Annotated in this window: 12 protein-coding genes; 7 read left to right on the plus strand and 5 right to left on the minus strand. The window is 69.8% G+C overall.

What is annotated here, in order from left to right; all coding sequences use genetic code 11:
* The 3 genes from OV208_RS37660 to OV208_RS37670 all read left to right on the plus strand — a co-directional run bounded on the left by OV208_RS37660 (window position 1) and on the right by OV208_RS37670 (window position 2,646).
* The gene (locus OV208_RS37660) at window positions 1-927 is read left to right on the plus strand and encodes a DMT family transporter (RefSeq protein ID WP_267578785.1); all 927 of its coding nucleotides are present in this window, start codon (window positions 1-3) and stop codon (window positions 925-927) included.
* 74 nt (window positions 928-1,001) lie between these two features.
* Window positions 1,002-1,976 carry an MBL fold metallo-hydrolase gene (locus OV208_RS37665; protein ID WP_267578786.1) on the plus strand — a complete coding sequence of 325 codons (975 nt, stop codon included), beginning with the start codon at window positions 1,002-1,004 and terminating at the stop codon, window positions 1,974-1,976.
* Window positions 1,977-2,022: 46 nt separating this feature from the next.
* On the plus strand, window positions 2,023-2,646 hold the full coding sequence (locus OV208_RS37670) for an MOSC domain-containing protein (protein WP_267578787.1): 624 nt from the start codon (window positions 2,023-2,025) through the stop codon (window positions 2,644-2,646).
* 21 nt (window positions 2,647-2,667) lie between these two features.
* Here OV208_RS37670 and OV208_RS37675 read toward each other — a convergent pair whose 3' ends face one another.
* Both OV208_RS37675 and OV208_RS37680 read right to left on the minus strand, forming a co-directional pair.
* A complete protein-coding gene (locus OV208_RS37675; protein ID WP_267578788.1) occupies window positions 2,668-4,137 on the minus strand; it encodes a DUF3943 domain-containing protein in 1,470 nt (489 codons plus the stop codon).
* Window positions 4,138-4,450: 313 nt separating this feature from the next.
* Complete coding sequence (locus tag OV208_RS37680; protein WP_267578789.1) at window positions 4,451-5,929, minus strand: pentapeptide repeat-containing protein; 1,479 nt, start codon at window positions 5,927-5,929, stop codon at window positions 4,451-4,453.
* Between the two features lie 44 nt (window positions 5,930-5,973).
* On the opposite strand from OV208_RS37680, the gene OV208_RS37685 reads away from it, so the two are divergent.
* Together OV208_RS37685 and OV208_RS37690 are read left to right on the plus strand one after the other, a co-directional pair.
* Window positions 5,974-6,936 carry an RluA family pseudouridine synthase gene (locus OV208_RS37685; RefSeq protein ID WP_267578790.1) on the plus strand — a complete coding sequence of 321 codons (963 nt, stop codon included), beginning with the start codon at window positions 5,974-5,976 and terminating at the stop codon, window positions 6,934-6,936.
* Between the two features lie 30 nt (window positions 6,937-6,966).
* On the plus strand, window positions 6,967-9,540 hold the full coding sequence (locus OV208_RS37690) for a penicillin-binding protein 1A (protein ID WP_267578791.1): 2,574 nt from the start codon (window positions 6,967-6,969) through the stop codon (window positions 9,538-9,540).
* Window positions 9,541-9,571: 31 nt separating this feature from the next.
* Here OV208_RS37690 and pyrF read toward each other — a convergent pair whose 3' ends face one another.
* Both pyrF and OV208_RS37700 read right to left on the minus strand, forming a co-directional pair.
* The gene (gene pyrF / locus OV208_RS37695) at window positions 9,572-10,426 is read right to left on the minus strand and encodes an orotidine-5'-phosphate decarboxylase (RefSeq protein ID WP_267578792.1); all 855 of its coding nucleotides are present in this window, start codon (window positions 10,424-10,426) and stop codon (window positions 9,572-9,574) included.
* Between the two features lie 11 nt (window positions 10,427-10,437).
* A complete protein-coding gene (locus tag OV208_RS37700) occupies window positions 10,438-11,199 on the minus strand; it encodes an SDR family NAD(P)-dependent oxidoreductase (protein ID WP_267578793.1) in 762 nt (253 codons plus the stop codon).
* Between the two features lie 142 nt (window positions 11,200-11,341).
* Here OV208_RS37700 and OV208_RS37705 point away from each other — a divergent pair, with 142 nt between their 5' ends.
* Window positions 11,342-11,737: a response regulator gene (locus OV208_RS37705; protein ID WP_267578795.1), complete on the plus strand. Its 396-nt coding sequence runs from the start codon at window positions 11,342-11,344 to the stop codon at window positions 11,735-11,737.
* Between the two features lie 2 nt (window positions 11,738-11,739).
* Here OV208_RS37705 and OV208_RS37710 read toward each other — a convergent pair whose 3' ends face one another.
* Entirely contained in the window at window positions 11,740-13,557 is a 1,818-nt protein-coding gene (locus tag OV208_RS37710) for a hypothetical protein (protein WP_267578796.1), read from the minus strand.
* 62 nt (window positions 13,558-13,619) lie between these two features.
* Between OV208_RS37710 and OV208_RS37715 the strand changes: the two genes are divergently transcribed.
* On the plus strand, window positions 13,620-14,195 hold the full coding sequence (locus tag OV208_RS37715) for a hypothetical protein (RefSeq protein ID WP_267578797.1): 576 nt from the start codon (window positions 13,620-13,622) through the stop codon (window positions 14,193-14,195).
* The last annotated feature ends 65 nt before the right edge of the window (window positions 14,196-14,260 follow it).

A 14,260-nucleotide genomic window follows, 5' to 3' on the forward strand; every position in this document is an offset into this window, starting at 1 on the left:
GTGACGACTCCTGGCGTGGAGGGTGCGCGGTGGCGGGCGGACGGGGCGCTGGTGCTCCTCTGCGTGTTCTGGGGAGTGACGTTCGTGGTGGTGAAGGACGCGCTCGCGTTCGCGGACCCCTTCACGTTCATCACCCTGCGCTTCACGGTGGGCGCGGCCGTGATGGTCGCGCTCGCCGGCCGGCGGATGTTCGCGCCCGGCGTGCTGAAGAAGGGCGCGCTGCTGTCGGTGTTGCTGTTCCTGAGCTTCGCGCTCCAGACGGTGGGCTTGAAGGACACCACGCCGTCGCGCGCGGCGTTCCTCACCGGGCTCAACGTCCTCTTCGTCCCGCTGTTCTCCGTGGTGCTGCTCAAGCGCCTTCCCCGCTGGAGCACCCTCGTGGGCGTGGTGCTGGCGGCGGTGGGCCTGTACGCGCTGACGATGCAGGCCGAAGGCCCGATGCGGCCGGGCCACCTCTGGGGCCTGTACCTGGGGGACTGGCTGTCCATCGGGTGCGCGGCGACGTACGCCGGACACATCCTGCTCACGGAGCGCTTCGCCTCGCGCGACGGAGTGCTGGGCCTGGTGGCGGTGCAGTTGTCGGGCGTGGCGCTGCTGTCCGCGCTGTGTCTGCCGTTCGTGGAGCGGCGGCTGGAGCCAACCCCGGCGCTCATGGGGGCGGTGCTGGTGTGCGGCGTGCTCGCGAGCGCGGTCGCCATTGGCGTGCAGACCTGGGGACAGGCGCGCACCACGGCGGTGCGCGCGGCGGTCATCTTCGCGCTGGAGCCGGTGTTCGCCTCCGCCTCTTCCGTCGTGATGGGGCGCGAGGTGCTGGGACCGCGCGAGTGGTTCGGCGGAGCACTCATCCTGCTGGGCGTGCTCATCTCCGAATTGGGCCCGGGGGTGTGGGAAGGATGGCGGGCACGGGGCCGCACGCCCGCCTCCTGAGCACCCGAGGCGTGGGTCGGCTCTCCCAGAGGAGAGCGCGGGCGTCGTAGGCGCGCTATGACAGCGCCCGACCCATGAGCGTGGAGCTGAGACGAAACGGGCTGCACCTGACGGGCACGCCGCTGTCGCTGGACGCGAAGCGCAAGTCGCCCCTGTCCTTCGTCAGCCATGGGCACTCGGACCACATCGCCCGGCATGAGAGCACCATCGCGACGGAGGCCACGCTGCGCTTCATGGCCCACCGGCTGGGCCCGGTGCGCTCGCCCCTGTCGGTGCCATTCCGCCGCCCCTTCGAGTTGGGGCCGCTGACGCTGGAGCTGCTGCCCGCGGGCCACATCCTGGGCAGCGCGCAGCTTCGCGTCACCCGCTCGGATGGCCGGCGCATCGTCTACACCGGCGACTTGAACACCGCGCCGTCGCTCACCGCGGAGGCCACGGAGGTGGCCACGTGCGACACGCTCGTCATCGAGTCCACCTTCGGCCACCCGCGCTACCGCTTCCCGCCGCGCCCGGAGGTGATGGGGCAGGTGGAGACGTGGCTGCGCGCGCAGATGAACCGGGACGTGACGCCGGTGCTGCTGGGCTACCCCCTGGGCAAGAGCCAGGAAGCCATGAAGCAACTGGCCGACCGGGGCTTCCAGCTCGTCGCGCACCCGTCCATCTTCGAGGTGGCCCAGATGTACGCGCAGCTGGGCGTCCCCATCGAGAACCTGCGTTGCTACGAGGGCAAGGTGGCGCCGGGTGAGGTGCTCTTCTTCCCGCCGCACCTGGCGCGCGGTGGGGGCCTTGCGCCCATCTGGCCCCGGGCGACGGCGGTGCTCACCGGCTGGGCCCTGGATCCGGGGGGCGCGCGGCGCTACGGCGCGGACGTGGCCTTCCCCCTGTCGGACCACGCGGACTTCCCGTCGTTGATGCGCTACGTGAAGGACACCGGGGCGCGGGACGTCATCACCTGCCACGGGTTCGCGGCGGAGCTGGCCCAGGCGCTGCGGGACGTGGGCACGGATGCCCGCCCGCTGGGCAAGCCGCAGCAGATGACCTTGTTCTGAGCGGGCTCTGTTTTGCCGCGCCGAAGCGTTAGAACGGTCGCCCGATATGACCTCACCTGCTCCCTCGCTCTCCGGCCATCTTGCCAACGTGCTGCTGTGCACGGACCCCGAGAAGAAGCGCTTCGTCACCCGCGAGGTGCCCGAGGTGCAGGTGTCCTTCGAGGGCTTCGTGGGGGACCGCCACGCGGGCCTCATGCGGCTGGCGGATGTGCGCACGCCGTGGTTCCCCAAGGGCACGGTCATCCGCAACACGCGACAGGTGTCGGTGGTGTCGCGCGAGGAGCTGGCGGAGGTCGCGCGCACGATGGGCATCCCCAACGTGCTCGCGTCCTGGCTGGGCGCGAACCTGGAGCTCGTCGGAGTGCCCCGGTTGACGCACCTGCCGCCGGGCACGCGGCTGTTCTTCCCGGAAGAGGCCACGCTGGTGATGGAAGGGGAGAACCAGCCCTGCATCCACCCGGGGCGCGCCATCGAAGCGCACCACCCGGACATGAAGGGGCTCGCCAGCCGCTTCGTGAAGGCCGCGTGGCAGAAGCGCGGGCTCGTGGGCTGGGTGGAGCGTCCGGGCCTCATCCGCGCGGGAGATGAGGTGCGGGTGATGCTGCCTCCTCCCGTGACGTACTCGCTGCCCGCCGCGCCGGTGGATGCGAAGCGCGAACAGGTGGGCTGAAGGCGCTCGCTCCCGTCCGCTTCAGTGGACGGAGATGAAGAGGCGCAACTGGTAGGTGTCCTTCCTCACGTCCGGGAAGGCGCTGAAGCGGCTGTGGCGCTGGTAGAAGTTCGCCTCCCCGCCCAGGCCCAGCCGCCGGTACACGGGCAGGTCCACCTGGAGCTGGCCGGTGCGCACCTGGTGCGAGCCATTGGAGCCGTCCAGCACCAGGGTGTGGGCGACGCCCGCCTCCAGCGTGACGATGTCCCAGGTGTCGCGCGCGTAGACGGCCCGGGCCTGGAAGCCGCCTCCGACGCCGTAGTCGTAGCGGCGGCCCTCGGTGCCGGTGTGCTCGGAGGAGATGGCGGTGAGGGGGGCGCCGTCCACCAGCAGCATCGTCTTCAGCGCGGAGCGGGCGGTGAGCTGGTGCCGGTACAGCAGGCCCACGTCCAGGGACTGGCCGCCCATCTCGTACGCCGACGTGTCCACGTAGCTCATCTGCTGCAACACGGCCAGGCGCAGCTCGTCGCGCTCGGTGAGCAGCAGCGGCTTCGCCACGAGCAGGCCCTGCAGCCGCGCGTGGCTCACCAGGGTGCCCTGCTGGGTGGTGAACTGGATCCGCGCTTCGAAGGCGTCGAACGGACGATGGTGTTCGCCTCGGAAGGCGTCCCCGTAGCGCAGGGAGAACTCGGTGAAGAACTGGTCCTCGCCCCAGGCCAGGGCCTGTCCGTCGCCCAGCTTCAGGTACCCCAGCGTCCCCCAACTGGCGAGCGTGCCTGGCGTCCATGACGGGGGCTTGGGTTCCCTGCGGGACACGTCGCCGCGCAGCACGCGGTTGAAGCCGCGCACGGGGCTGAGCACGCCCGCGCCCAGCTCGCGCACGAAGCGCCTGCCCCCGGTGGCCTCGGGGTCGAGCACCAGGGAGGACAGCCGGTAGAGCGCTTCACCCATGGCCGCGCCGCCCAGGGTGGTGTTGATGAGGTCGTTGAAGGAGGGCGACAGGTTCTCCGCGAACAGCTCCCACTGGAGGCTGCCCAGGAGCGTGAAGGGCAGTGAGCCCGCGTACGAGAAGCCGTTGTCCCGCGCGGCCGTGAAGTAGAGGCTGCCGTGGTAGGGGTGCGCGAGCTGGTTCTCGGGGAACCCGTCCCCGTCCCAGATGAAGCCCGTGCGCAGGTTGTCCTTCCAGGTGTGCAGGTCCACCCGGGCATACTCCTTGCCCACCAGCCTGTCGAAGGTCCACACCATCAGGTTGACGGCGGTGACCTCCGCCAGCGCGCGCCACAGGTGCCGGGCGGGTGGTGTGGCCTGCGCGACGGGGTCCTCCTTCAGCGGGGCATCCGCGGGCCGCGTCACTTCCTCGCAGCCCGGGTCGCCCAGGAGGCCGAGCGCCTCCGCGGTCCGCGTCGTTCGCTCCTCGCAGCCGGTATTGCCCAGGAGGTCGAGCGCCTCCACGGGCAGCACGGGCTCCGCCCCTCGCGCGGTGGAGCCCATCAGGCCGAGCGCCAGCAGCACGCCCCGGACTGCCCGGGGGCTCCGGCCTCCGCCGCGTCGCGCTCCGCCTCCGCTTCGCCCCATCGCCTCCGCCCACGCCCCGGGAAACCGCCTGCCCCTCACGACGCCACGCCGCGAACCCCAACGGTAGGCAGTCACGCACCCGAAAGCGTCTCCGCCTCCCAGGGAGGGGGGATGACGGGAATCCCGCGTGCGGCCTCGCATCGCGCGCCACGCGCCCCGACCGCAAAAAGCAGAAGGCCCGGCACGAAGCGCCTTGGGCGCTCCGACCGGGCCTCCTCGCATCACCTCCGCGTCACGGAGGTGAAGGGCTTCACGCGTCCGGCGACTGGACGATGAGCTTCTCCTTGCCGCACACGTCACACCGCACGTGCACGAACAGGTCGCCATCGCTGTCCTCGGGCACTTCACCCTCGGGCACGCCCAGCTCCGCCTTGGCGAGCGCCGCCACCTTGGTCGGGATTTCCTGCGCCTTGAGCGACTGCACGTAGGTCATCTCGCGCTCGTGGCACTCGCGCGTCTCCGGGCCGGTGAGCCACGTGGGCTCCATGCCTTCGGGCAGCCGGCTCAGGAGCTCCAGGTTCGACACCGACTCCGCCAGGTACGCCAGCCGCCGCAGCCGCGCCTCCTCCGGCAGGGCCGCGAACACCTGGAAGCCCTCCAGCAGGGCCTGCCGGTCGTCGCCGGTGGCCGCCTGCGCCAGCTCCATGGACGCCTCGCTCGACTCCAGCGCCTCGTCCCAGTTGTTCTCCGGGTTGAAGCCCGCCTCCAACAGCGACGTGTAGAGCTGGGCCGCCGCCATGCGACGGCGGGCCTCGTGCACGTGCTCCACCACCTCGTGCGTCAGGCGCAGCTCCAGGAGCGCGCCCGTGGTGCGCGGATCGATGGAGCCCGTGATGTCATCCACCTCCACCTCCGCGCGCAGCTCGCCCTTGAGCTGCTTGGCGGCCGCGAAGCGGAACAGGGGCAGCACGCCGACCTCGCGCAGGTACACCGCCGCGACGTTGGCCTCCTTGCCGCTCATGCGCAGCGCCTTCTGCGCGCGCTCCACCGCGCCGGGGTCGGCCGCGGGCTTCTTGTTCTCCAGCCGCGTCTTCACCGCCTCGCGGTAGAGCGTCTCCAGCGAGCTTCCCGGAGGCAGCCGCTGGGGCAGCAGGGGACGCAGGCCCGGCACGTCCAGCACCCAGAGCGGGGGCGCGCCCACGTGCTTGAGCGCCCGGAAGAAGAGCGAGCCGGGCGGATCCTGCGGGCGGAAGGGGGGCAGGTCGTCCGGGTGCGCCGGGTTCGAGCCCTCCATCGCGTTGCCGCCACCGTGCGTCTGGCCCAGCATCTTCTCGCGCTGCTCGCGCGTGAAGGCCGTGATGCCCTGGACCGGCGGGGGCGGGGGCGGAGGGGCTTCCTCGCCGTCCAGGCCCGTCACCCGGTCCATGTCCACGTCGTCCAGCTCCAGGTCGTCCAGACCCTTGGCGCCGGTGAAGTCGCATCGCAGGAGCTTCAGTTTTTCGAAGGTACAGCCTTCCAGGTTGGCGCCGCGGAAGTCGCAGTCCTGCAGGCGGCCTCCGTGGAAGTAGGCGTTGGAGAGGTCCGCGTCCCGGAAGTTCATCTTCGACAGGTCACAGCGCTCCCACTCGGAGCCCACCAGTCCGAGCCCGGACAGGTCGGCGTTGGCGGAGAACAGCTGCGTGAACGTGGCGCCGGTATGGTCGGTGGCCACCTGGGACGACTTGCGCAGCTTGTTCCACTCTGCGGAGCCGCTCTGGAGCAGCTTCTCGATAGTTGGGGCTTTCGGCATGGACCGCGAATTATTCGTGTGGTCTGGTCCAGGCGCCAGCACAAATGATCGAGTACCGAATTGAAGCCGACACCGTCGGGATGCGGCTGGACAAGCACCTGCGCAAGCGGATGCCCAACGTCCCGGTCAGTCACCTCTTCAAGATGATCCGTACCAAGAAGGTACGGGTGAACGGCAAGCGCGCGCAGCCGGAGCAGTTGCTCGCCGAAGGAGACGTGCTCACCATCCGCGGCACCGAAGAGCAGCTCACCCTCGCGGAGCGTCCGAAATCGGACCGTCCGCCCCCCCCTGCCCCGCCGCTGGACCCCAGCCGGCTGGTCATCCTCCTGGAGGACGACTGGATGATGGCCGTGGACAAGCCCAGCGGCATGGCCGTCCATACCGGCAGCGGCATCACCGGGGGGACCCTGGTGGACTACGTCCGGGACTACCTGGGCCCCAAGGCCACCCGCAACGACTTCACCGCCTCCCCCGCCCACCGCCTGGACCGGGAGACCTCCGGGGTCATCCTGGTGGCCAAGCGCCGCCCGGCGATGGTGCATTTCACGGAAATCTTCACCAATGGCCACCCGAAGAAGCGCTACCTGACCCTGGTGAAGGGGAAGATGCCCAAGGATTCGGGGGTCATCGACCTGCCGCTCGCCGAGCACCAGCAGACGGCGGAGTCCAAGTCCCGTCGGGGAGTGAACATGCAGGCGGCCGTCACCCGGTGGAAGGTCGTGCGGCAGTCGAGCGAGGCAGCCCTCCTCTCCTGCACCATCGAGACCGGGCGCACGCATCAGATAAGAAGGCACCTGGTCGCCGTGGGTCACCCGGTGGTGGGTGACAAGAAGTATGGCGACTTCGCCCTCAACCGCGACGTGCGGGCGCGGTGGGGGCTCAAACGTATGTTCCTGCACGCCGAGCGCATCGAATTTCCGCACCCCGAAGATGGCAGGAAGGTCGTTGTGGAGGCGCCGCTCCCGCCAGAGCTGACGGATGTGCTGAAGCGGGCGGCGCTCCTCTAAGCCTTGAGCCCAGGACTCGACAGAACACGCATGGCCGATCCGAAGACTGACCGCAGCCGCTCCAAGCTGGTGCTCGACGGCGTTCCGCCCAAGCGCAACATCCTCGTGCGCCTCCTGAAGCTTGCCACCGTGCTGGGCCTGATGGGGGCCACCGCCGCGGTGCTGGCCGTCGTAGGCGCCTACTACATCTTCTCCGACGGGCTGCCTGCCATCCCGAAGGTGGACGAGTACTGGCCGCCCATCGTCACGGAGGTCTACACCGACGACGCCGTGCTCGCGGGCGAGTTCTACAACGAGCGCCGCAAGGTGGTGCCCTACGAGCGCATCCCCAAGCGGCTCGTGCAGGCGTTCATCGCCAGCGAGGACTCCAGCTTCTTCGACCACTTCGGTGTCGACGTGCTGGGCACCACGCGCGCCGTCACCAAGACGGTGCTGACGAAGCTGGGCCTGCGCGGCGGCGGCGTGCAGGGCGGCTCCACGCTCACGCAGCAGACCGCGAAGGCCGTCCTCATCTCCGCGGAGGGCTACAAGGAGGCCACCGCGAAGACGCCCAAGCGCAAGATTCGCGAGGCCATCCTCGCCTTCCGGCTGGAGCAGGCGCTGACGAAGGAGGAGATCCTCTATCTCTACCTGAACAACGTCTTCCTCGGGCACCACAGCTACGGCGTGCAGAGCGCGGCGGAGAACTACTACCGCAAGGACGTGCGCGACCTGACGCTGGGGGAGATGACCCTCATCGCGGGTCTGCCCCAGGCGCCCAGCCGCTACTCGCCCTTCCTCCGCCCGGAGTCCGCGAAGAAGCGCCGCACCTACGTGCTGGGGCGCATGCTGACCGAAGGCATGATTTCGAAGGAGGAGCACGACACCGCCAACGCCGAGCCCGTGAAGGTGTACCCGGTGGAGGACGTCTTCCACGAGTTCGCCCCGTACTTCGTGGAGCAGGTGCGCAAGGACGTGGTGGACCGCTACGGCAACCCCGTGCTCCTCAAGGACGGCCTCAAGATCTTCACCACCATGGACAGCGAGCGCCAGCGCGCGGCGCAGGACTCCGTGCTGGACGGCCTGATGTCCGTGGACAAGCGCCAGGGCTGGCGCGGGCCGGTGCAGCAACTGGCCACCGAAGGGGAGCGCAAGGCCTTCATCGAGAAGGCCCGGAAGGCGATGGGCAAGGAAGAGCTCGTCGACAACCGGCTCTACGTGGGCGTCGTGACGACCATCGACGACGACGGCAGGGGCGCGGACGTGCAGGTGGGACCGCACGCGGGCCGGCTGCCGCTGCTCGGCATGCGCTGGGCGCGCAAGGTGAACCCGGAGGGCTACTACCCGGCGATGATGATCACCTCCGTCAAGAAGGCCGTGGCGGTGGGCGACGTCATCGTGCTGCGCCACGTGACGAAGAAGGAGCTGACGGACGACCGCGAGCAGTGGGACAAGAAGCTGGCGGAGGCCATCCCGGAGGAGGGCGTGAAGCTCTTCCGGCTGGAGCAGACGCCGGAGGCGCAGAGCGCGCTGGTCTCCATTGATCCGCATCGCCAGTACCTGACGGCGATGGTGGGCGGCTACGACTTCGACGACAACGAATTCAACCGCGCGTTCCAGGCTTGCCGCCAGCCGGGCAGCTCCTTCAAGCCGTTCGTGTACTCGGCGGCGCTGGAGCAGTTGAACTGGACGGAGGCCACCATCATCGTGGACTCGCCCATCGTGGAGCACGACCCGGACAACAAGGTGTCGTGGAAGCCGGCCAACTACAGCGAGGAGTTCGTGGGTGACGTGCTCCTGCGCACCGCACTGGTGAACTCCATGAACATCCCCGCGGTGAAGACCTTCGGCGCGGTGGGCGTGCACAACATGTCCGACTGGGCGAAGAAGCTGGGCCTCACCACGCCCATGAACATGGACTTCTCCGCCGCGCTGGGCTCGTCGTGCGTGTACCCGCTGGACCTGGCGAACGCGTACGCGACCTTCAACCGCTACGGCCGCAAGAAGCCCACGTACTTCATCCGCAAGGTGGAGGACCGCTTCGGCCGCACGCTGGAGGACCACACCGCGTTCGACGACGCGTGGGCCCCGCTCCAGGACCGCGTGGCCGCCGGCTACGCGCGCCTCTTCGAGCCGGGCGAGCAGGTGATGAGCTCGGAGACGGGCTTCATCCTCACGCACCTTCTGCGTGGCGTGGTGCTCCAGGGCACCGGTGGCCCCGCGCAGAAGCTGGGCAAGCCGGCGGCGGGCAAGACGGGCACCACCAACGACTCCTTCGACGCGTGGTTCTCCGCGTACACCAAGGACCTCGTGACGGTGGCGTGGGTGGGCTACGACCTGAACCCGCACCCGCTGGGCCGCTATGAGACGGGCGGTCGCGCGGCGCTCCCCATCTGGCTCAACTACATGAAGCGCGCGCTGGAGGGCCGGCCGCAGCCGGAGTTCTACCCCTGGCAGTCCATGCAGCTGGCCCGGCTCTACATCGACAAGAAGACGGGCAAGGTGTCCCACCCGGGCGCCAAGGGCGCGGAGCTGATGTTCTTCAAGAAGGGCACCGAGCCGAAGGAGGCCGTGCCCGACAAGAACCAGGTCGGCGTGGACCAGTTCATGATGGGCGCGCAGTAACCCGCGCGCCGCATCACCGGCAGCAGTCCCGTCAGGCGCCTTCGCGGAACACGCGCGAGGGCGCCTGATGTGCTTCCAGGGCCCGCTTCAGCGCGGCCGTGTCCGGCCCCGCTTCCAGCACCGAGCGCGCCGCGGTGGGCAGCACCTGCCGTTCGCGGCGGTAGAAGAGCTTCGGCAAGTCAGCGAAGCCCGCGCCCTGCGAACCGATGCCCGGCGTGAGCAGCAGCGCGTCGCCCAGGCGCTCCACCACGTCGCGGTCCTCGGGCGGCAGCGTGGCGCCCATCACCGCGCCCGCGGGCAGCACGCCGGGGCCGGCCTTCGCGTTGAGCTCCCGCAGGCCATCCGCCACGGCCTGGGCCACGGTGCGGCCGTCGGCGCCGGTGGCGTTCTGCACGGGTACGCCCTCCGGGTTGGACGAGCGCACGACGATGAAGGCGCAGGCGCCGTGGGCCTTCGCGCGCTCCACCGTCTTCGCGAGCGCGCCCAGGCCCAGGTAGGCGGTGAAGGTGGCGGCATCCACGTCGTAGGCGCTTCCCTTGCCGAAGAGCGACTCCGCGTAGGCGTCCATCGTGGAGCCGATGTCGCCGCGCTTCACGTCCAGCAGGGTGAGGGTGCCGGCGGCGCGGAAGCGCTTCAGCACGCGCTGGAGCACGACGAGCCCTTCGGGGCCGTGGCGCTCGAAGAAGGCGCTCTGCGGCTTCACCACCGCGAGCGTCTCACCGGCCGCGTCGGCCAGCCGCTCACAGAAGTCGGACAGGCCCTGCACGGTGTCCGGCAGGTTCCAGCGGGCGAGCACGTCGCGCGACGGATCCAACCCCAGGCAGAAGGGGGAGCGCGCGTCGGCGAGCCGGGCGAAGCGCTCGGCGAAGGACACGGGCGTCGTCACGGCGGGCTCCTTCACTTCAGCCGGCGCGCGGTGGCGTCGAACAGCGGGTTGGGCAGCGCCTTGAGCACGCGCATGGAGGCGGACACCTGCCAGGGGAAGCTCACCTCCGTCTCGCCCGCGAAGATGGCGCGGCCCATGAGCTCCACCGCGTCCTCGGTCTCCATGAGGAAGGGCATGGGGAAGCGGTTCTTCGCCGTCAGCTCGCTCTTCACGAAGCCCGGGAAGACGCACGTGACGCCCACGCCGGTGCCCTTCAGGTCCACGCGCAGGCTCTCCAGGAAGGTGGCGAGGAAGGCCTTGGACGCGGAATAGGCCGCGTGGCCGGACAGCCCCCGGTGGCCCGCGAGGCTGGAGATGCCCACCACGTGGCCCCGGCGACGCTCCACCATCTGCGGCAGCACGGCGCACAGCGTGGCGGCGGCGCCGGTGACGTTGGTGTCGATGATGGCGCGCGCCTTGTCCCAGTCCATGCGCTTGCCGTGCGTGGGACCGCCCACGCCCGCGTTGGCGATGACCAGGTCCAGCCCGCCGCACTCCGCGTCGATGGCGCGGATGCGCTCCTGGGCGGCCTCCGCGTGGGTGACGTCCATGACCACGGGCTCCACCGTGGCGCCCGCGGCCTGGGCCTCCGCGGCCAGGGCCTGGAGTTGGGACAGCCGTCGCCCCGTCGCGAACACGCGCAGGCCGTGCTTCGCCAGCCACAGCGCCAGTCCACGTCCAAGCCCGCTCGAGGCGCCTGTCACCAGCGCCGTCCGGTAGGTCATCTCCGCCATGCCGTGTCCTCCAGAGGGTGTCGCAGCGCCCGTCTTGTCGCACGGTTGCGCGTCCAAGGGCACGCAAAACCCCTCCCCCCACACCCTGGGACGAGGCGGATCCCCGGCGGGTGGACATCTTCGGGGGCGGAAGTGGGGGCCCATGTCCTGGCGCGACTGCATTCTCGTGGTGGATGACGACCTGGACCTGCTGCAGGCCTATCAAGAGGCGTTGCGGTTGGACGGGCACTCGGTGGTGCTGGCGCGCGACGGGGCCGAAGCGCTGCGCCTGCTCAAGCAGGGCCTGCGCCCGGCGCTCATCCTGCTGGACCTGTTGATGCCCCGCATGAACGCCTGGGAGTTCCGGATGCGGCAGCGGGCGGACCCGGCGCTCGCTTCCATCCCCGTCATCGTCCTGTACGCCCTGGAGCTGGGGGCCCGCGAGATGACGGCCCTGGAGGTGGAGGGCTTCCTCCAGAAGCCCGTGGACCTGGACGTGCTCCTGCGCGCCGTGGCCCCCTACATGGCGCGCGGCGGGTGGGACGCCCATCCCTCGTAGCGCTACCGGAAGGGCGGCGCCTTCTGCCCTGCGAACCACTGCTTCGCGTTCACCAGGTGCAGGCCGTTGTTGCCGGGCCTCAATTCGATGCCGCCGGTCACCGCCCCCAGCGTCGTCAGCAGGGCCCCCGTGATGTTGCCCTGGACGAGGTCCAGGTGGCCCTCCAGGGAGAAACCGTCGCCCTTCGCATTGAGCTCGCGCACCTGGAGCCCGCGCTCGTCGATCTGCACCTGCCCCGTCACCTCCACCTTGGAGATGTTGAGCAGCGAGGTGAGGAAGGGGGGCAGGTTCTTCGACGTGGTGATGAGCGCGACCAGCGGCTGCGTGTCGGTGAGCTGGCTCGTGAACTTCGCGGACAGCACCGTGGGTGACAGGGTCAGGCTGGCGCGGGGCAGGCTGAACGTGCCGCTCCAGGCGCGGATGGGCACGGGGCCGTTCGAGGAGACGTTGCTCAGCCGCAGCGTCGTGCCGGCGAGTCCCAGCTCCTTCATGTCCCAGGACAGGTGCCGCGCATCCACCTCCACCTCCGCGCGCAGCAGGACCTTGTTCTTCCCCATGCGTCCGGACACGAGGTCTGTGTCCATGCGCAGCTCCAGCGCGTTGCGAGCCTTCGCGCTCTTGGAGCGCTCCTCGCTGCGCACCGTCGCGTGCCCGGAGTCGATTTCGAGCGTCTGCTCCAGCCACGGGTTGAGCAACCGCAGGTCCATGGGCCGGCTCTTCGCCACGTACAGCTCCGGCTCCAGCGCGAATCCCGGCTGTCCTTCACGCCGCCGCGCGAGGACGGTGAGGGCGATCTCCGGCACCTCCACGCTGTTGCCCCTGGCACCGGAGAGCTTCACGGGCGCGAAGGCGACCCGCAGTTGTCCCGCGGGCGCACCCGGACGCTCCTCGTCCATGGACGCCTTGAGGCTCCAGGGGGCCCGGGCGCGCATGGGCCCCGCGCGCACGTCCAGCTCCGTGCCGGAGGCCTCCAGGCGGCTGCCCGGCGCCAGCGTGTTGCGCTCCATGCGCACGTCCAGGTCCAGCCGTCCGCTTCCTCCGCGCAGGGACACCGGGGCGCTCGGGCCCAGCAGCTCGTTCACCCAGTCCAGCGGCAGCAGGTCCACCTTCACCCGCGCCTGTCCGCCAAGGGCCTTGGAGAGGTCGTAGCCCTGCTCGCCCTGGAAGGGCGCGTCCAGCCGGGCCTGGGCGGACAGCGCCTCCAGGCGCGCGACCCGCTTGCCATCCACCTCCACGAAGCCCTCCGCCACGCGCACCGACGGCAGGTCCACCTGGAGGCGTTCACGTGACTGGAGATTGAGGGCCCCTTTCACGTCCAGCGCACCCACGAAGCGCACGCGGCTGAAGTCCAGCTCCCGCACCTCGTGCAGCGTCACGTCCTCCAGGTTGATGACCCAGGGGCGCGCGTTCGGATCCGTCGGGCCTTCCTCGGGGGCGGGGGACGGCTCCAGGTGGAAGGTCGCCCCATGCCCGTCGATGCCGTGCACGTCCACGCGCTTGCGCAAGAGGCCCGTCAGCGACATCCCGGCCGACAGGGAGTCCACCTCCACCTTCCACCAGCGCTCGGTGTCCTGGTGGGTGAGGGTGAAGCCCTTGAGGTGCAGCCGGCCCATGGGCCACAGCCAGAAGGCCCGCTGCCACGACAGCTTCGTGCGGTCCGTCCCCCGGCGCATGATGGCCTGGACGACGCCGACGTTGAGCGCCACGTTGATGAGCACTTCCAGCACGACGACGCCCAGCAGGATCCACAGGGGGACGCGCCACCACCGCTTCCTGCGAGGGACGGCGTCCGGGGCATCCAGGGTCGGGGAGACAGTCATGGAGAGGCTTGGAAGCGTAGCGCGGATGCCCTGGGCCGGATGGATTGCTAGAACGCCAGGACATGGACGCGAACATCCAGAGTCACTTCGTCAACCTTCGCGGCGAGGACGCGGACTCCCGCTATGCCTCCTACCGGCACCTCATGGCCGTGACGGATGCGCCCGTGGACTGGGCCTCGGAGGTCTGGGACGGATTGCTGGCGCTCCTGCGCGAGGGTGACAACCACCAGCGCGCCATCGCGGCGCAACTGCTTAGCAACCTGGCGAAGAGCGACTCCAAGCGCCTCTTGAAGGACCTGGACCGGCTCATGGTCGTGACGAAGGACGAGAAGTTCGTCACGGCCCGCCATTCCCTCCAGACGCTCTGGCGGGCAGCGGTCGCGGACAAGGCCTTGCAAGCGGCGGTGGTGGACCGCCTGTCCAAGCGCTTCCGGGAGTGCTCCACGGAGAAGAACGGGACGCTGGTCCGGTACGACATCCTGGAGGTCTTCCGGAAGACCTACGACGTCGTGAAGGACGAAGCGCTCAAGCAGGTCTCCTTGACGCTCATCGAATCGGAAGACGACCTGAAGTACCGCAAGAAGTACGCGGGGCTGTGGAAGGACCTCGTGGCGAAGAAGCGCGCCGCGAAGGATTGAGTCGCACTCCGCGTGACTCGCCGACGTGAGGCGTTCTAGGGTCCCGCGCCCTGGAGGAAGTAATG

It is taken from the genome of Corallococcus sp. bb12-1 (genome assembly GCF_026626765.1).
Classification (GTDB): domain Bacteria; phylum Myxococcota; class Myxococcia; order Myxococcales; family Myxococcaceae; genus Corallococcus; species Corallococcus terminator.